The organism is Pseudomonas sp. CFSAN084952, assembly GCF_009648855.1.
In the GTDB taxonomy this organism is placed as follows: Bacteria; Pseudomonadota; Gammaproteobacteria; order Pseudomonadales; family Pseudomonadaceae; genus Aquipseudomonas; species Aquipseudomonas paracarnis.
On the sequence record NZ_CP045767.1, the window covers coordinates 5,927,158 to 5,944,629 of the forward strand.

The following is a 17,472-nucleotide window of genomic DNA, read 5'->3' on the forward strand; positions in this document are numbered from 1 at the left end:
CGCGAGCCTTGAACAAGCCGACCGAATGCAAGGTGCCTGGCAGCAATCAGGCGAGATGACAGCCGGTATGACAGGGAAAGTTTTGGGGAGTTTTATGGGAAAGGGATTTTTCAGGCGAAAAGTCGACACGGTGTTGGGGGTCGATATCAATGACAGTGGCATCAAGCTGATCGAACTGGGCCGTTCATCCGGCGGTTTCAGCGTCCAGGGCTACGCCACGCAAGTGCTGGCGCCCCACGCGGTGGTCGACGGCACCCTGCTGGACCTTGAGGGTGTGGGCCGGGGGCTGCAACAGGCGCTGTCGCGCCTGGGTACCTCGGCCCGGTACGCCGCCGTGGCGGTTGCGGGCCCGTCGGTAATTACCCGGCTGATTGACATGGACGCAGGCCTCAGCGACGAGGAAATGGCCTGGAAGATCCAGATGGAAGCCGACCAGTTCATCCCTTATCCATTGGATGAAGTGGCCATCGACTTTCAGGTTCAAGGGCCATCGGCTCAAGGCCCACAGTGGGTGGAGGTGATGCTGGCGGCGTGCCTGCGCGAGCAGGTCGAAGCGCGCGAGGCGGTTTTGGCCCTGGCGGGGCTGGTGCCGCGGGTGGTTGATGTAGAAGGGTTTGCATTGCAGCGCGCTTGCCTTCAGGATTTTGCCAGCTTCACGCCGGGTCACAGAGTCGATGGTGCACAATGGGCCTTGGATGCCCAAGGGATGGGAGTGGCTTGCGGGCTGGCCCTGAGGAGTTTCGCTGGATGACACGAATCAATCTTTTGCCTTGGCGCCAGGCCCTGGCGGAGCGCAGGCGCAAATACCTGTTGGTGCTATTGCTGGCGTTTGCCTGCATGGCGCTCGCGGCATTGTGGTTGGCTGATCAAGTGATCGACCAGGCGATAGACCGGCAGGTAAGCCGCAACAGCCGCCTGGAAGAGCACATCGCCACCCAGGACTCGCGCATCAAGACGATCGACGATCTTCAGGAGCGAAGCCAGCAACTGGCCGAACGCATGAAGGTGGTTCAGGACCTGCACGATGCCCGCTCTTCCGGGGCTCGATTGTTCGAGCAATTGGCGCGTGCGGTGCCTGAAGGTGTCCATCTGCATGAGGTGGTCGCAAACGGCGACACCATCAGCATTCGCGGCACGGCTGAAAGCAACCAGGATATCGCCCGTTTGATGCAGCAGCTCAAGCCAACCCAGGGTTCCAGTTCGACCCGTCTGCAGCGCGTGCAGGCCGAAGGTGCGCGCGGCGAAAGCGAATTTCAGCTGATGGTGCGCCAGGGAGAATCCAGCGAGGCGCAACCATGAGCCTGCCCAGGCTCGATTTTTCCACGCTCTCTTACAACGCTGCTAAATGGTCCCTGCCGGGCAAGGTGCTGCTTGGCTGTGCGCTGGCCGGCCTGGTGCTGGTGCTGGGCGAGGTTTCGCATGGGGGGCCGCAGCGGGAGCGATTGCACGGGCTTGAGGCGCGGGAGCAGGCGCTGCAGCAGCAACTCACAGAAAAGTCCGACCTGGCCGCGAGCCTTGAGCTGCGCACCCGGCAAGTCCGGAGCATGGAAGACAACCTTGCCAGCCTTCTAGGGCAATTGCCCGGCGAGTCCGAGCTGCCTGCCGTGCTGGAAGACATCGCCCGGCTGGCGGCTGCCCATGGGGTGTGGGTCGAAGGCATCACCGTGCTGGATGAAGCGCCTCGGCAGCTTTATATCGAACAACCCATGCAGATAAGCGCGTCCGGGGTTTACCACGACCTGGCGACGTTTGTCAGTGCCTTGGGTGGGTTGCCGCGGGTCGTTACCGTGCAGGATGTTGCGCTCGGGCATCAGGGTGCCTTGTTGCGTCTGAACATGCTCGCCAAGACCTATCGCAGCACCCTGCAAAACGGCAAGGCCCGCCAGGTGCTCGACCCAGGGCCGCAATTTGTCTACGAGCCCTCGTCCTTGCGCGACCCGTTCACGCCGCCCGCTTTGCAGGCACCCCACGTTCCGGGCCGGCCGGCCCTTGCCCCGGATTTCACCCGGCCACGGGGACTGTTGGAGGGTATGCGCCTCGATCAGTTCGAAATGGTCGGCACGTTGTCCCGTGGTGCGCAGGCCTTTGCCTTGTTGCGGGCTGGGGCCAGGGTGTATCGGCTGGCGGTGGGTGATTACCTGGGGCTGGACCATGGCCAGGTCACGGCCATTCAAGACGCTGCTGTCGAGCTGGTGGAGCTGTTTCCCGATGGACAGGGTGCCTGGCTGGAACGCCCGCGAACCCTTGTGCTGAACGTCAACTCATAACGGAATCAAACAATGAAAAGGACCTTCTCGTCCTTCGGTGTGGCGCTATGGATAGCGTTCACGGCACCGATGGCTGCTGCTGTGCCCAATCGCCTCGACCTTATCCAACTGCCGCCGCCCGACAGCGCCCCGCCGGTCAGCTATACAGGCGCCAAACTGACCCTGAATTTCCAAGACATCGACTTGCGTGCGGTATTGCAGCAAATCGCCGATGTCGCCGGGCTCAACCTGGTGACCAGCGATGAGGTGCAGGGCTCGATCACCCTGCGGCTCAAGGATGTGCCCTGGGACCAGGCTCTGGACCTGGTACTGCAAACCAAGGGCTTGGACAAGCGAGTCAAGGCGGGCGTGCTGCTGGTGGCGCCCGCCGATGAATTGGCTGCCCGAGAGCTGTTGATGCTGGAGTCGCGCAAGCAGATGGCCGAGCTGGCGCCCTTGCGTCGGGAGCTGCTGCAGGTCAATTACGCCAAGGCCGCCGACCTGGCCAAGCTGTTTCAGTCGGTGACCGGCTTTGAGGGCGCCACCGATGAGCGCGGTTCGGTGGCAGTGGATGACCGCACCAACAACATCATCGCCTACCAGACTGGCGAGCGGCTCCAAGAGCTGCGGCGCATCGTGGCGCAGCTGGATATCCCGGTACGCCAGGTCATGATCGAGGCGCGAATTGTGGAGGCCAATGTCGACTACGACAAAAGCCTGGGTGTGCGCTGGGGTGGGCGGCTCACACGCGGCCACGGCGGCGTTGGCGGTATTGCCAAGCCCCAGGCAGACGGCGCCGAGCCGCCGCAAAACCCACCCAGTTCACCCTTTGTCGACTTGGGGGCGCTGGCCGGAACCTCGGGCCTGGGGATCGCCTATATCACCGACAACCTGTTGCTGGACCTTGAGCTGACCGCCATGGAAAAAACCGGCAACGGTGAGATCGTCTCGCAGCCCAAGGTCGTCACCTCCGACAAAGAGACTGCACGCATCCTCAAGGGCACCGAGATTCCTTACCAGGAATCCACCTCCCAGGGCGCCACCTCGGTGTCGTTCAAAGAGGCTTCGCTGTCGCTTGAAGTCACGCCGCAAATCACCCCCGACGACCATGTGATCATGGCGGTCAAGGTCACCAAGGATGAGCCTGACTACCTGAATCGCCTCAATGACGTGCCGCCGATCAAGAAAAACGAGGTCAACGCCAAGGTTCTGGTCAGGGATGGCGAGACCATCGTCATTGGCGGGGTTTTCTCCAACACCCAGAGCAAAGTGGTAGATAAAGTGCCATTTTTGGGCGATGTGCCGTATCTTGGCCGCCTTTTCCGGCGCGATGTGCTGGCGGAGAAAAAATCCGAGCTGCTGGTATTCCTGACTCCGCGTATCATGAATAACCAGGCGATTGCTGTGAGTCGTTGATTCTGTGCGAAATTTGATTCTTGTAGGGCCGATGGGGGCTGGAAAAAGCACCATCGGCCGTTTGCTGGCCAAAGAGCTGCGCCTGCCGTTCAAAGATTCCGACAAGGAAATTGAATTGCGCACGGGTGCCAATATCCCATGGATCTTCGATAAAGAAGGCGAGCTGGGCTTTCGTGACCGCGAGCAGGCGATGATTGCTGAGCTGTGCGGCTGCGATGGCGTGGTATTGGCGACCGGCGGTGGCGCTGTCATGCGCGATGAAAACCGTCGGGCGCTGCATGCCGGTGGTCGAGTGGTGTATTTGCACGCGTCGGTCGAGCAGCAGGTGGGCCGTACCGCCCGTGATCGCAATCGCCCGTTGTTGCGCACTGCCGACCCGGCCAAAACCCTGCGTGACCTGCTGGCGCTGCGCGATCCGCTGTACCGGGAAATCGCCGATCTGGTGGTGGAAACCGATGAGCGGCCACCTCGGATGGTCGTGCTCGACATCCTCGAGCGCTTGCAACGGTTGCCACCCCGTTAAAGCCTGGCCCGAAATGCGCTATTCTCGGCGGCGCGCCATCACCCTGTAAGGTATGGCGTAGAGCCACTAGGCGGTGTCGAGATATCGACAGTGCCGGTCGTCAATACATCTTCAACGCGGGGACACATGCAGACACTTAAGGTCGATCTAGGCGAGCGCAGCTACCCGATCCACATTGGCGCAGGTCTGTTGGACCAGCCCGAACTGCTTGCGCCGCATATTGCCGGCCGACAGGTGGCGATCATCTCCAACGAAACGGTCGCGCCGCTGTATCTTGAGCGTTTGAGCCGCAGCCTGGCGGCGTACTCGGTGATCTCCGTGGTGTTGCCTGACGGCGAGGTCCACAAAAACTGGGAAACCCTGCAACTGATCTTTGATGGCCTGCTGACCGCACGCCATGACCGTCGAACCACTGTGGTCGCCCTGGGCGGCGGTGTGATTGGCGACATGGCCGGTTTTGCCGCGGCCTGCTACCAGCGCGGCGTGGATTTTATCCAGGTGCCGACCACCTTGCTGTCCCAGGTCGATTCGTCGGTGGGCGGCAAGACCGGTATCAACCACCCGCTGGGCAAGAACATGGTCGGCGCGTTCTATCAGCCCCAAGCTGTGCTGATCGACACTGCTACCCTCAACACCCTGCCACCGCGTGAGCTGTCGGCCGGCCTGGCGGAAGTCATCAAGTACGGGCTGATCTGCGATGAGCCGTTCCTGACCTGGCTGGAAGAGCACATGGACGCCTTGCGCGGCCTCGACCAGGTGGCGCTTACCGAGGCGATTTCCCGCTCATGCGCGGCCAAGGCGCTGGTAGTCAATGCCGACGAGCGCGAGTCCGGTGTGCGGGCCACACTGAACCTGGGCCACACCTTCGGCCATGCGATCGAAACGCACATGGGCTATGGTGTGTGGTTGCATGGGGAAGCCGTAGCGGCTGGCACGGTGATGGCATTGGACATGTCGCAGCGCCTGGGCTGGATCAGCGCCCAAGAGCGTGATCGCGGTATCCGCCTGTTCCAGCGCGCCGGTTTGCCGGTTATTCCGCCCACGGATATGACCGAGGCGGATTTCCTTGAACATATGGCGATAGACAAGAAAGTGATCGACGGTCGACTTCGACTGGTACTGCTGCGCCACATCGGCGAAGCCGTGGTGACCGACGATTATCCAAAAGAGATTCTACAGGCCACGCTGGGAGCGGATTACCGCGCCCTGGCCCAGCTCAAAGGTTAATAAGACCCGATGACTAGTTTGCATGCCGACGAGGCGTTCCTCGGCCATTACCACTTGAGCCACGACCCCTTTGCTCCACGGGTGCCGGGTTTCAAATTCTTCCCCGCCCAGCGCAAGCCGGTACTGGGGCAGTTGCATCACCTCGCGCGCTACAGCCAGTTGCTGCTGGTGGTCACCGGCCCTCTGGGCAGCGGCAAGACCTTGCTGCGCCAGGCGCTGGTGGCCAGCACCAACAAGCAATCGGTGCAGAGCGTGGTGGTATCGGCCCGCGGTGCCGGTGATGCGGCCGGCGTATTGCGCCAGGTAGCGCAGGCGTTGGACGTCTCCAATGCCGAGCCGAACGCGATTCTCAAGCAAGTGGTGCAGTTGGGCCTGACCGGCCAGGAAGTCTACCTGCTGGTAGATGACGCCGAGCAGCTCGACGAATCCGCCCTCGAAGCGCTGCTGGCGCTCGCGGCGGGCACGCCGGAAGGTCGCCCGCATGTGTTCCTGTTCGGTGAGTCGTCGCTGATCGCCGATCTGGAGCAGATCAGTGGTGAGCAGGAGCTGTTCCACGTCATCGAGTTGCAGCCGTACGAAGAGGAAGAAACCCGCGAATACCTGGCACAACGCCTTGAAGGCGCCGGGGCGGGTATCGAACTTTTCACCGCTGCGCAGATCTCTGATATTCACGAAAGCTCCGATGGCTGGCCTGGAAACATCAACCAGGTTGCCCGCGATGCGATGATCGAAGCCATGATTGCCAGCCGCTCTGCGGTCAAGCGTCCAAAGATGGGGTTCACTATGCCTAAGAAGCACGTATTGGCTATTTCCGCCGTTGTCGTGGTCGCTGTAGCCGCCGCCTGGTTGATCCCGGGTCGCAACAAGGCACCGACAACCACCGGCGCGCCAACTGAGCAGGCGCAGTTGCCATTGGGCAAACCCACGCCAAACGTCGAATTTGCCAACTCCGGCCAACCGACCAACCTGCCGATGGTCGGCCAACCGGTGATGCGCGGCCCGCTGGCAGAAGAAGCCGGTGGCATCTCCGAAGGCGACGACGGAGTGCCGGTGGAAGGCTCCAGCGCCACGCCGCCGACTGTGACCACCACCGCGCCACCTGCGGGCGTACCGGCTGGCACGCCAGCCACTCCGGTAGCGCCAGTCACACCGGTAGCGCCAGCGGCCAAGCCAACGCCTGCGCCGACCGTTGCCACCGCCAAGCCGGCACCGGTAGCAAAACCAGCGCCGGCTCCAGCGCCAGCCGCCAAGCCTGCTGAAAAACCAGCCGCCACCGTGGCCAAGGCCGGTGCCGCCGGCAGCAGCTGGTACAGCAGCCAGCCTACCGGCAACTTTGTGGTACAGATCCTCGGCACCAGCTCCGAAGCTAACGCCCAGGCGTTCGTCAAAGAGCAGGGCGGCCAGTACCGTTATTTCAAGAAAGTGCTCAACGGCAAGCCTCTCTACGTGATCACCTACGGCAGCTTCCCAAGCCGCGCCGCAGCCGATTCTGCTATCAAAGCCTTGCCAGCGAAGGTTCAGGCTGGTAAACCTTGGCCTCGCACTGTTGCCAGCGTTCAACAAGAACTGGCAGCAACTCGCTGAAGATCCGGCGGCCTTACCCAGGCCGCCCTCCCGGCACCTCAAAAAAATCCGCAAGTGCGTGCAGTCTTCCGAGACCGCGCGCTTTGTGGTGTCTGCGTCACAGTGGCTTTTGAGTCGTAGCGGTCAGAATTAAAAAAGTTTTGACTAGCACAGCATATCGCTTTAAACCTTTCATAAATGCGACATAGATTTGCGACATTTCGTCGCTAAATTTGTGAGCGTCTGTGTCGGTGTGTACAATGACCTCCCTTTTGCCCCCGCTAAGCCGGCGTACGTTCGGCGTGGAAGGTAACCGGTTGAATTGAAAAGAAATTTGCCTCGATATAAGAGGCAGCCTGGTGAGAAAGTGTCTATGAAAGCAGGTCTGTACCAACCCGATGAATTCAAGGATAACTGCGGTTTCGGCCTGATAGCCCACATGCAGGGCGAACCCAGTCATACCCTTTTGCAAACGGCCATCGAGGCCCTGACCTGCATGACCCACCGCGGTGGGATCAACGCCGACGGCAAGACCGGTGACGGCTGTGGCTTGCTGATTCAAAAGCCCGACCAGTTCCTGCGTGCTGTCGCCAAAGAGCAATTTGCGGTCGAACTGCCCAAGCAGTACGCCGTGGGCATGGTGTTTTTCAACCAGGACCCGGTAAAAGCCGAGGCCGCTCGCGAGAACATGAACCGCGAGATCGTTGCCGCCGGCCTGCAGATCGTCGGCTGGCGCAAAGTGCCCATCGACACCAGCGTACTCGGCCGTCTGGCCCTGGAGCGCCTGCCGCAGATCGAACAAGTGTTCATCGCCGGCGATGGCCTGAGCGACCAGGACATGGCGATCAAGCTGTTCACCTCCCGTCGTCGTTCGTCGGTGCTCAACGCCGCCGACACCGACCATTACATCTGCAGCTTTTCCCACAAGACCATCATTTATAAAGGCCTGATGATGCCGGCGGACCTCACCGCCTTCTATCCAGACCTGAGCGATGAGCGCCTGCAAACCGCAATCTGCGTGTTCCACCAGCGCTTCTCCACCAATACCCTGCCGAAGTGGCCGCTGGCCCAGCCATTCCGCTTCCTCGCCCACAACGGCGAGATCAATACCATCACTGGCAACCGCAACTGGGCCCAGGCCCGTCGCACCAAGTTCGCCAACGATTTGATGGACCTCGAAGAGCTCGGCCCGCTGGTCAATCGCGTGGGTTCCGACTCCTCCAGCATGGACAACATGCTTGAGCTGATGGTCACCGGTGGCATCGACCTGTTCCGTGGCGTGCGCATGATCATTCCGCCAGCGTGGCAGAACGTCGAGACGATGGACCCGGACCTGCGTGCGTTCTACGAGTACAACTCGATGCACATGGAACCGTGGGACGGCCCGGCCGGCGTGGTCATGACCGACGGCCGCTATGCGGTGTGCCTGCTCGACCGTAACGGCCTGCGCCCGGCGCGTTGGGTGACCACCACCAACGGTTTCATCACCCTCGCCTCGGAAATCGGCGTGTGGGACTACAAGCCTGAAGACGTGATCGCCAAAGGCCGTGTGGGCCCTGGCCAGATCCTGGCCGTGGACACCGAGACCGGGCAGATCCTCGACACCGACGCCATCGACAACCGCTTGAAGTCCCGTCACCCGTACAAGCAATGGCTGCGCAAGAACGCCCTGCGCATCCAGGCGACCATGGAAGACAACGACCACGGTTCGGCTTTCTACGACATCGACCAGCTCAAGCAGTACATGAAGATGTATCAGGTCACGTTCGAAGAGCGCGACCAGGTGCTGCGCCCACTCGGTGAGCAAGGCTACGAAGCCGTAGGCTCCATGGGTGACGACACGCCAATGGCCGTGCTGTCCCAGCGCGTGCGCACGCCGTACGACTATTTCCGCCAGCAGTTCGCCCAGGTGACCAACCCACCGATCGACCCGCTGCGCGAAGCCATCGTGATGTCCCTGGAAGTGTGCCTCGGTGCCGAGCGCAACATCTTCCAGGAATCGCCTGAGCATGCGTCCCGCGTGATCCTCAGCTCGCCGGTCATTTCTCCGGCCAAATGGCGCTCGCTGATGACCCTGGAGCGTCCAGGCTTCGACCGCCAGATCATCGACCTGAACTACGACGAGAGCCTGGGCCTTGAAGCGGCTGTACGTAACGTTGCTGACCAGGCTGAAGAAGCCGTGCGCGCCGGCCGTACCCAGATCGTACTGACCGACCGCCACATCGCGCCGGGCAAGTTGCCGATCCACGCGTCCCTGGCGACCGGCGCGGTGCACCATCGCCTGACCGAAAAAGGCCTGCGCTGCGACTCCAATATCCTCGTGGAAACCGCCACCGCCCGCGACCCGCACCACTTTGCGGTGCTGATCGGTTTCGGCGCCTCGGCGGTGTACCCGTTCCTCGCGTACGAAGTGCTGGGTGACCTGATCCGTACCGGTGAAGTGCTGGGCGACCTCTATGAGGTGTTCAAGAACTACCGCAAGGGCATTACCAAGGGGCTGCTGAAGATCCTGTCGAAGATGGGCATCTCTACGGTCACCTCGTACCGTGGCGCTCAGTTGTTCGAAGCCATCGGCCTGTCCGAAGAAGTCTGCGAGCTGAGCTTCCGTGGCGTACCGAGCCGCATCAAGGGTGCGCGTTTCGTCGACATCGAAGCCGAGCAAAAAGCCCTGGCCTTGGAGGCCTGGAGCGCGCGCAAGCCGATCCAGCAAGGTGGCCTGCTCAAGTTCGTGCACGGTGGCGAATACCATGCCTACAACCCCGACGTGGTCAACACTCTGCAAGCCGCTGTACAGCAGGGTGACTACGCCAAGTTCAAGGAATACACGAGCCTGGTGGATAACCGCCCGGTGTCGATGATCCGCGACTTGTTCAAGGTGAAGACCCTGGACACGCCGATGGACATCAGCCAAGTCGAGCCGCTGGAATCGATCCTCAAGCGCTTCGACTCCGCCGGTATTTCCCTGGGCGCCTTGTCGCCGGAAGCTCACGAAGCCCTGGCCGAAGCCATGAACCGCCTGGGTGCGCGTTCCAACTCCGGCGAAGGTGGTGAAGACCCGGCGCGCTACGGCACGCTCAAAAGCTCGAAAATCAAGCAGGTGGCCACCGGCCGCTTTGGTGTGACCCCCGAGTACCTGGTCAACGCCGAAGTGCTGCAGATCAAGGTGGCCCAAGGCGCCAAGCCGGGTGAGGGTGGGCAACTGCCAGGCGGCAAAGTCAACGGCCTGATCGCCAAGCTGCGTTACGCCGTACCGGGCGTGACCCTGATTTCGCCACCGCCGCACCATGACATCTACTCGATTGAAGACTTGTCGCAGCTGATCTTCGACCTCAAACAAGTCAACCCTCAGGCCCTGGTCTCGGTGAAACTGGTCGCAGAAGCCGGCGTCGGCACCATTGCCGCCGGTGTGGCCAAGGCCTATGCCGACCTGATCACCATCTCCGGCTACGATGGCGGCACCGGCGCTTCGCCGCTGACCTCGATCAAGTACGCCGGTGCGCCGTGGGAACTCGGCCTGGCCGAAACCCACCAGACCCTGCGCGGCAACGATCTGCGCGGCAAGGTGCGAGTACAGACCGACGGCGGCCTGAAAACCGGCCTCGACGTGATCAAGGCCGCGATCCTCGGCGCCGAAAGCTTCGGCTTCGGCACCGCGCCAATGATCGCCCTGGGCTGCAAATACCTGCGCATCTGCCACCTGAACAACTGCGCTACCGGCGTAGCGACTCAGAACGAAAAACTGCGCAAGGATCACTACATCGGCACCGTCGACATGGTGGTGAATTTCTTCACCTACGTCGCCGGAGAAACCCGTGAGTGGCTGGCCAAGCTGGGCGTACGTTCGCTGGAAGAGCTGATCGGTCGCACCGACCTGTTGGATATCCTCGAAGGCCAGACCGCCAAGCAACAACATCTGGACCTCACCCCGCTGTTGGGCAGCGATCACATCCCGGCAGACAAGCCACAGTTCTGCCAGGTGGACCGCAACCCACCGTTCGACAAAGGCCTGTTGGCCGAGAAAATGGTCGAAATGGCCGGCTCCTCGATCAACGACGCCAGCGGTGGCGAATTCGCCCTGGATATCTGCAACTGCGACCGTTCCATCGGCGCACGCATCTCCGGCGAAATCGCACGCAAGCACGGCAACCAGGGCATGGCGAAAGCGCCGATCACCTTCCGCTTCAAGGGCACTGCGGGCCAAAGCTTCGGCGTGTGGAACGCCGGCGGCCTGCACATGTACCTGGAAGGCGACGCCAACGACTACGTGGGCAAGGGCATGACCGGCGGCAAGCTGGTCATCGTCCCGCCGGCTGGCAGCGTGTACAAGACCCAGGACAGCGCCATCATTGGCAACACCTGCTTGTACGGCGCCACCGGTGGCAAGCTGTTTGCCGCAGGTACCGCCGGTGAGCGTTTCGCCGTGCGTAACTCCGGTGCCCACACCGTGGTGGAAGGTACTGGCGATCACTGCTGCGAGTACATGACCGGAGGCTTTGTCGCGGTACTGGGCAAGACCGGTTACAACTTCGGTTCGGGCATGACCGGCGGTTTCGCCTACGTGCTCGACCAGGACAACACCTTCGTCGACAAGGTCAACCACGAGTTGGTCGAGATCCAGCGCATCAGCGGCGAAGCCATGGAGTCCTACCGGAACCACTTGCAGCACGTGCTGGACGAGTATGTCGAAGAGACCGGCAGCGAATGGGGTCGTAACCTCGCCGAAAACCTCGATGATTACCTGCGTCGTTTCTGGCTGGTCAAGCCCAAGGCTGCCAACCTGAAATCGTTGCTTTCCAGCATCCGTGCCAACCCGCAGTGATATGCGCCTGAACAGTTTGATGAGGTTTTAACATGGCTGAACGTCTGAATAACGACTTCCAGTTCATCGATGTCGGGCGCAAAGATCCGAAGAAGAAACTGTTGCGTCAACGCAAGAAAGAGTTCGTGGAAATCTACGAACCCTTCAAACCCCAGCACTCGGCCGATCAGGCCCATCGCTGCCTGGGTTGCGGTAACCCGTATTGCGAATGGAAGTGCCCGGTGCACAACTTCATTCCCAACTGGCTCAAGCTGGTGGCCGAGGGCAACATCCTCGCCGCCGCCGAGCTGTCTCACCAGACCAATACCCTGCCGGAAGTCTGCGGCCGGGTGTGTCCGCAAGACCGGCTGTGTGAAGGGGCCTGCACCCTCAACGACGGCTTCGGCGCGGTGACCATCGGTTCGGTGGAGAAGTACATCACCGACACCGCGTTCGCCATGGGCTGGCGCCCGGACATGTCCAAGGTCAAGCCGACCGGCAAGCGCGTCGCGATCATCGGCGCAGGCCCTGCTGGCCTGGGGTGTGCCGACGTGTTGGTGCGTGGCGGCGTGACCCCGGTGGTGTTCGACAAGAATCCGGAAATCGGTGGCTTGCTGACCTTCGGCATTCCCGAGTTCAAGCTGGAAAAAACCGTACTGAGCCACCGTCGTGAAGTGTTCACCGGCATGGGTATCGAGTTCCGTCTCAATACCGAAATCGGCAAAGACATCACCATGGAGCAACTGCTCGCCGAATACGATGCGGTGTTCATGGGCATGGGCACCTACACCTACATGAAGGGCGGCTTTGCCGGTGAGGACTTGCCAGGCGTGTATGACGCGCTCGACTTCCTGATCGCCAACGTCAACCGCAACCTGGGCTTTGAAAAGTCGCCGGAAGATTTCGTCGATATGAAGGGCAAGAAGGTCGTGGTGCTGGGCGGTGGCGACACCGCGATGGACTGCAACCGCACCTCGATCCGCCAGGGCGCCAAGTCGGTGACCTGCGCGTATCGCCGTGACGAAGCCAACATGCCCGGCTCGCGCAAAGAGGTGAAGAACGCCAAGGAAGAAGGCGTGAAATTTCTCTACAACCGCCAGCCGATCGCCATCGTCGGTGAAGACCGCGTCGAAGGTGTGAAGGTGGTCGAGACCCGTCTCGGCGAGCCGGATGCCCGTGGCCGTCGCAGCCCCGAGCCGATCCCGGGTTCCGAAGAAATCATCCCGGCTGACGCCGTGGTCATCGCCTTCGGTTTCCGCCCAAGCCCGGCACCGTGGTTCGAGCAGTTCGAGATCCAGACCGACAGCCAGGGCCGCGTCGTCGCCCCGGAGCAAGGCCAGTACAAGCACCAGACCAGCAACCCGAAGATCTTCGCCGGTGGCGACATGGTGCGCGGGTCGGACCTGGTGGTCACCGCGATCTTCGAAGGCCGTAACGCCGCCGAAGGCATCCTGGACTACCTCCAAGTCTGATGATCATTCCCACGCTCCGCGTGGGAATGCCGCCAGGGACGCTCCGCGTCCCGAACAGCATGACGCGGATCGTCACAGGAGGCGTTACCACGCGGAGCGTGGGAACGATCCTGCGGCGGCATTGCCGCGACAAATTGACCCGATAGACAAAAGGCACGGTGCATTCCGTGCCTTTTGCGTCGCGCTCTGAGAAAATGCCCGCACTTTTTTTGCGGATGCCGACATGACTGCCCTCAAGAACGACCGTTTCCTTCGTGCCCTGCTCAAGCAACCCGTAGACGTCACCCCGGTGTGGATGATGCGTCAAGCCGGTCGCTACCTGCCGGAATACCGCGCCAGTCGCGCCAATGCGGGCGATTTCATGAGCCTGTGCATGAATCCTGCGTTCGCCTGCGAAGTCACGATGCAGCCGCTGGACCGCTACCCACAACTGGACGCGGCCATCCTCTTCTCCGATATCCTCACCATCCCCGACGCCATGGGCCAAGGCCTGTACTTCGAAACCGGCGAAGGCCCGCGCTTCAAGAAAGTCGTGAGCACCCTGGCCGATATCGAAGCCCTGCCGATCCCTGATCCACACAAAGACCTGGGCTACGTGATGGACGCCGTGAGCACCATCCGCCGCGAGCTTAACGGCCGTGTGCCGCTGATCGGCTTTTCTGGCAGCCCATGGACCCTGGCCACCTACATGGTCGAAGGCGGCTCGTCGAAAGACTTCCGCAAGACCAAGGCCATGCTCTACGACAACCCGCAAGCCATGCACCTGTTGCTGGACAAGCTGGCGCAGTCGGTCACCTCCTACCTCAACGGCCAGATCATGGCGGGCGCCCAAGCGGTACAGATTTTCGACACCTGGGGCGGCAACCTGTCGGCGGCGGCGTACCAGGAGTTCTCCCTGGCCTACATGCGCAAGATCGTCAGCGGCCTGATCCGCGAACACGAAGGCCGTAAAGTGCCGGTGATCATGTTCACCAAGGGCGGCGGCCTGTGGCTGGAAAGCATCGCCGACGCGGGCGCCGATGCCCTGGGCCTGGACTGGACCTGTGACCTCGGCGAAGCGCGCCGTCGCGTCGGCAACCAGGTGGCCCTGCAAGGCAACATGGACCCGACCGTGCTGTACGCCAAGCCAGAAGCGATCCGCGCCGAAGTAGGGCGCATCCTGGCTAGCTACGGCAAAGGCAGTGGCCACGTGTTCAACCTTGGCCACGGTATCACCCCGGAAGTGAACCCGGAGCACGCGGGAGCGTTCTTGCGCGCAGTGCACGAACTGTCGGCGCAGTACCACGAGTAAAACGCAAAACAAACTGTGGGAGCTGGCTTGCCTGCGATGGCGGCGGCGAATTCAACACCGCCATCGCAGGCAAGCCAGCTCCCACATAAAGCCAATCGCGTCAGGTCTGCATATTTCCCAGTGGCGGCAACTTCGCCAGCTTCAACGCCACCAGCAACGCGCCAATCAGCAGCGCGACGATAAACCCGCCAATCCCATTCCACCCGGCAAAGTGCCAGAAAAACCCTCCCGCCGTCCCGGCAATACTCGATCCCACGTAATAGCAGAACAGATACAGCGACGACGCCTGCCCCTTGGCTTTCACCGCACGGCGCCCGATCCAGCTGCTGGCGACCGAGTGGGCGCCGAAAAAGCCGAAGGTGAAGATCAGCATGCCCGGCACCACCAACCACAGCGGGGTGAACAGTGTCAGCGCCATGCCGGCGAGCATCAGCACGATGGTGCCCCACAGCACTCGGCGGCGGCCGAGGCGGTCGGCCAGGGAGCCGATCTTGGCCGAGCTGTAGATGCCCGACAGGTACACCACTGACAACAGGCCAACCACCGCCTGGCTCAGCTCATAGGGTGAGGCCAGCAGGCGATAGCCGATGTAGTTGAACATCGTCACGAAGGCGCCCATCAGCAGGAAGGCTTCAAGGAACAGCCACGGCAGGCCGGCGTCCTTGAAGTGCATGACGAAGCCGTCCACCAGGTTGCGCGGCTTGAGGCTGCTGGCGCGGAAGTTGCGCGACTCGGGGAGGATCCTCCAGAACACTGTGGCGGCGATCAATGCCAGGGCACCGATGATCAGCATTGCGGTGTGCCAGCTGACGAAGTCGATCAACACGCCGATGATCAGGCGCCCGCTCATGCCGCCAATCGCGTTGCCACCGATGTACAAACCCATGGCCAGGCCAATGTGTTGTGGGTGGATCTCTTCGCTCAGGTAGGTCATGGCCACGGCGGCCAGGCCGCTCAAGGACAGGCCCACCAGTGCGCGCATCAACAGGATGCCCTCCCAGCTCGGCATCAGGCCGCTGGCGATGGTGGCCAGCGCCGCACAGAACAACGCGGCAACCATCACCGGCTTGCGCCCCAGCCTGTCGGATATCGGCCCGGTGATCAGCAGGCCGCAGGCGAGCATCGCGGTGGCGACGGATAGAATCAGGCTGCTCTGCGCGGCATTGATGGAAAACTCGTGGGACAGCGCCGGCATCATCGGCTGCACGCAATACAACAGCGCAAAGGTGGCGAACCCGCCGGAGAACAGCGCCAGCACGGTGCGCATGAACATCGGCGTGCCTTTTTCGATGTACGCGTCGTTGAGCTGCGCCACTACGTCATCAAGGGCTGAGGGCGAGGTGTGTTGGGCAAGTGGGGCAACAGCAGGATTCACGGGGGACCTCGGGGAGGAAAGTCTGCCAGGACTGACAATACGAAAAAGAATATAGCTGGCTAATGATTCTTTCCAATATATTGTTCGACCTGTTTGATAGCTTTTACGACCTAATGAGGCTTGCATGGAATTTCGCCATTTGCGCTACTTCATCGCCGTTGCCGAAGAGCTGCACTTCGGCCGCGCCGCGCAGGTGCTGGGCATCTCGCAGCCGCCCCTGAGCCAGCAGATACAGGCGCTGGAACACGAGCTGGGCGCACGCTTGTTCGAGCGTACCAATCGTCGGGTCGAGCTGAGCGAGGCCGGGCGCTTGTTCTTGCAAGAGGCACGGCTGGTGCTGGCCCAGGTCGACAAGGCGGCAGATGTGGCGCGGCGTGCGCAGTTGGGGGAACTGGGTGAATTGAAGATCGGCTTCACCTCGTCTGCGCCGTTCAACGCCAGCATTCCCCAGGCGATCTTTGCCTTCCGCCAGGCATTCCCGGCGGTGCATCTGAACCTGCAAGAAATGAGCAGCACCCAAGTGGCCGAGTCGCTGGTGGACGAGTCGATTCAGGTTGGGTTGATGCGGCCTTTGCCCTTGCCCGACTCACTGAACGTGATCGAGTTGATGCGCGAGCCATTAGTCGCGGTATTGAGCGCCGGCCACCCATTGGCCCACGGCAGCGAGCGCGGCTTGCATCTGGAGCAATTGGCCGAGGAGCCTTTTGTGTTCTTCCCGCGCAGTTACGGCAGCGGCTTGTACGCGCAGTTGCTCAACCTGGCCCGCGACGCCGGGTTCAGCCCGCACTTTGCCCAGGAAGCAGGGGAAGCAATGACCATCATCGGCCTGGTGGCGGCGGGGTTGGGGGTGTCGGTGTTGCCGGCGTCTTACCAGCGCATCCGCATTGACGGCGTGGTCTATCGCACCTTGCTCGACCCGCAGGCGGTGACGGCGGTGTGGCTGGTGCAGCGTAAGGGCGCGCAAACGCCGATGGCGAAAGGGTTTGTGGAGTTGTTGACGCGTAAGGCCGCTCAATAACCTGTGGCGAGGGAGCTTGCTCCCACTGGGTCGCGTAGCGGCCCTAAAAAATGGGCCTGCTGCGCAGTCCAGCGGGAGCAAGCTCCCTCGCCACAAGGGGGTCAGTTTTGGGGCGAAGTATTTGCTTCATTCACGCTGTAAGTACGCAACCCCGCCAGAATATCCCGATCCAGCATGCTCACCCAGCGGTTGTAGTTGCGATGGATCTTGCCGTCCTTGTAGCCCAGGTCGCGGCTGTCGCGGTAGGTGATGGCGTAGCTGTTGCGGGTGTAGCGGATGTCGATGGCGGCGTAGAACTGGCCGCGCACGGTGATCTCGGCCTGCACCAGTTGTGGGCTCAGGCGTTGTACCGTCCACTCGCGTTTTTGCAGGGCGGCGACGATCACTTGCTTCATTTTTTCTTCGCTGACCTGGCTTGTGGCCGGTAACTCATGCTGGGTGTTGAGCACGGGTTTGCTGGTGCAGCCAGCCGTGGTCAGCAGGGCCAGGGTGATCAGGGCAGCGCGTAGCAGGGAAGACATTCCGTTTTCTCCAATCGATTAA

Annotated in this window: 12 protein-coding genes and 1 pseudogene; 11 read left to right on the forward strand and 2 right to left on the reverse strand. The window is 61.7% G+C overall.

Translation table 11 applies throughout. The features are described from left to right. Nucleotides 1–94: 94 nt before the first annotated feature. The 10 genes and pseudogenes from pilM to hemE all read left to right on the forward strand — a co-directional run bounded on the left by pilM (nucleotide 95) and on the right by hemE (nucleotide 14,536). Nucleotides 95–751, forward strand: coding sequence for a type IV pilus assembly protein PilM (gene pilM / locus GH769_RS27040; protein WP_032873526.1), 657 nt, complete (start codon nucleotides 95–97; stop codon nucleotides 749–751). Continuing rightward, nucleotides 748–1,299 carry a PilN domain-containing protein gene (locus tag GH769_RS27045; RefSeq protein WP_014716579.1) on the forward strand — a complete coding sequence of 184 codons (552 nt, stop codon included), beginning with the start codon at nucleotides 748–750 and terminating at the stop codon, nucleotides 1,297–1,299. Before pilM ends, GH769_RS27045 begins: the two co-directional genes overlap by 4 nt. After that, complete coding sequence (locus tag GH769_RS27050; protein WP_032904090.1) at nucleotides 1,296–2,267, forward strand: pilus assembly protein PilP; 972 nt, start codon at nucleotides 1,296–1,298, stop codon at nucleotides 2,265–2,267. Before GH769_RS27045 ends, GH769_RS27050 begins: the two co-directional genes overlap by 4 nt. A 138-nt stretch (nucleotides 2,268–2,405) precedes the next feature. Further along, a pseudogene (locus tag GH769_RS27055) lies at nucleotides 2,406–3,662 on the forward strand (type IV pilus secretin PilQ); the annotation flags it as partial. A gap of 4 nt (nucleotides 3,663–3,666) precedes the next feature. Beyond that, complete coding sequence (gene aroK / locus GH769_RS27060; RefSeq protein WP_003187914.1) at nucleotides 3,667–4,185, forward strand: shikimate kinase AroK; 519 nt, start codon at nucleotides 3,667–3,669, stop codon at nucleotides 4,183–4,185. A gap of 126 nt (nucleotides 4,186–4,311) precedes the next feature. After that, nucleotides 4,312–5,412, forward strand: coding sequence for a 3-dehydroquinate synthase (gene aroB, locus GH769_RS27065; protein ID WP_020302367.1), 1,101 nt, complete (start codon nucleotides 4,312–4,314; stop codon nucleotides 5,410–5,412). A 9-nt stretch (nucleotides 5,413–5,421) separates the two neighbouring features. Continuing rightward, nucleotides 5,422–6,996, forward strand: a complete 1,575-nt coding sequence (locus GH769_RS27070; protein WP_014716583.1) for an SPOR domain-containing protein — start codon at nucleotides 5,422–5,424, stop codon at nucleotides 6,994–6,996. A gap of 352 nt (nucleotides 6,997–7,348) precedes the next feature. Further along, complete coding sequence (gene gltB / locus GH769_RS27075) at nucleotides 7,349–11,794, forward strand: glutamate synthase large subunit (protein WP_032904088.1); 4,446 nt, start codon at nucleotides 7,349–7,351, stop codon at nucleotides 11,792–11,794. A gap of 32 nt (nucleotides 11,795–11,826) precedes the next feature. Continuing rightward, entirely contained in the window at nucleotides 11,827–13,245 is a 1,419-nt protein-coding gene (locus GH769_RS27080) for an FAD-dependent oxidoreductase (RefSeq protein ID WP_003187920.1), read from the forward strand. Nucleotides 13,246–13,468: 223 nt separating this feature from the next. Continuing rightward, complete coding sequence (gene hemE, locus GH769_RS27085) at nucleotides 13,469–14,536, forward strand: uroporphyrinogen decarboxylase (RefSeq protein ID WP_032904087.1); 1,068 nt, start codon at nucleotides 13,469–13,471, stop codon at nucleotides 14,534–14,536. A gap of 100 nt (nucleotides 14,537–14,636) precedes the next feature. On the opposite strand, the gene GH769_RS27090 is transcribed toward hemE, so the two are convergent. Beyond that, nucleotides 14,637–15,851 (reverse strand): MFS transporter, encoded by a 1,215-nt coding sequence (locus GH769_RS27090; RefSeq protein WP_019818333.1) that lies wholly within the window; start codon nucleotides 15,849–15,851, stop codon nucleotides 14,637–14,639. A 184-nt stretch (nucleotides 15,852–16,035) separates the two neighbouring features. Between GH769_RS27090 and GH769_RS27095 the strand changes: the two genes are divergently transcribed. Then, complete coding sequence (locus GH769_RS27095; RefSeq protein WP_014716587.1) at nucleotides 16,036–16,929, forward strand: LysR family transcriptional regulator; 894 nt, start codon at nucleotides 16,036–16,038, stop codon at nucleotides 16,927–16,929. Nucleotides 16,930–17,030: 101 nt separating this feature from the next. Here GH769_RS27095 and GH769_RS27100 read toward each other — a convergent pair whose 3' ends face one another. Continuing rightward, nucleotides 17,031–17,450 (reverse strand): hypothetical protein, encoded by a 420-nt coding sequence (locus GH769_RS27100; protein ID WP_020301670.1) that lies wholly within the window; start codon nucleotides 17,448–17,450, stop codon nucleotides 17,031–17,033. Nucleotides 17,451–17,472: the final 22 nt, after the last annotated feature.

Excerpts from the sequence above, each read along its gene's own strand:
- pilM (WP_032873526.1), top strand. The coding sequence starts at position 95 with ATGGGAAAGGGATTTTTCAGGCGAAAAGTCGACACGGTGTTGGGGGTC.
- GH769_RS27045 (WP_014716579.1), top strand. The coding sequence starts at position 748 with ATGACACGAATCAATCTTTTGCCTTGGCGCCAGGCCCTGGCGGAGCGC.
- GH769_RS27050 (WP_032904090.1), top strand. The coding sequence starts at position 1,296 with ATGAGCCTGCCCAGGCTCGATTTTTCCACGCTCTCTTACAACGCTGCT.
- aroB (WP_020302367.1), top strand. The coding sequence starts at position 4,312 with ATGCAGACACTTAAGGTCGATCTAGGCGAGCGCAGCTACCCGATCCAC.
- GH769_RS27070 (WP_014716583.1), top strand. The coding sequence starts at position 5,422 with ATGACTAGTTTGCATGCCGACGAGGCGTTCCTCGGCCATTACCACTTG.
- gltB (WP_032904088.1), top strand. The coding sequence starts at position 7,349 with ATGAAAGCAGGTCTGTACCAACCCGATGAATTCAAGGATAACTGCGGT.
- GH769_RS27080 (WP_003187920.1), top strand. The coding sequence starts at position 11,827 with ATGGCTGAACGTCTGAATAACGACTTCCAGTTCATCGATGTCGGGCGC.
- hemE (WP_032904087.1), top strand. The coding sequence starts at position 13,469 with ATGACTGCCCTCAAGAACGACCGTTTCCTTCGTGCCCTGCTCAAGCAA.
- GH769_RS27095 (WP_014716587.1), top strand. The coding sequence starts at position 16,036 with ATGGAATTTCGCCATTTGCGCTACTTCATCGCCGTTGCCGAAGAGCTG.
- GH769_RS27100 (WP_020301670.1), bottom strand. The coding sequence starts at position 17,450 with ATGTCTTCCCTGCTACGCGCTGCCCTGATCACCCTGGCCCTGCTGACC.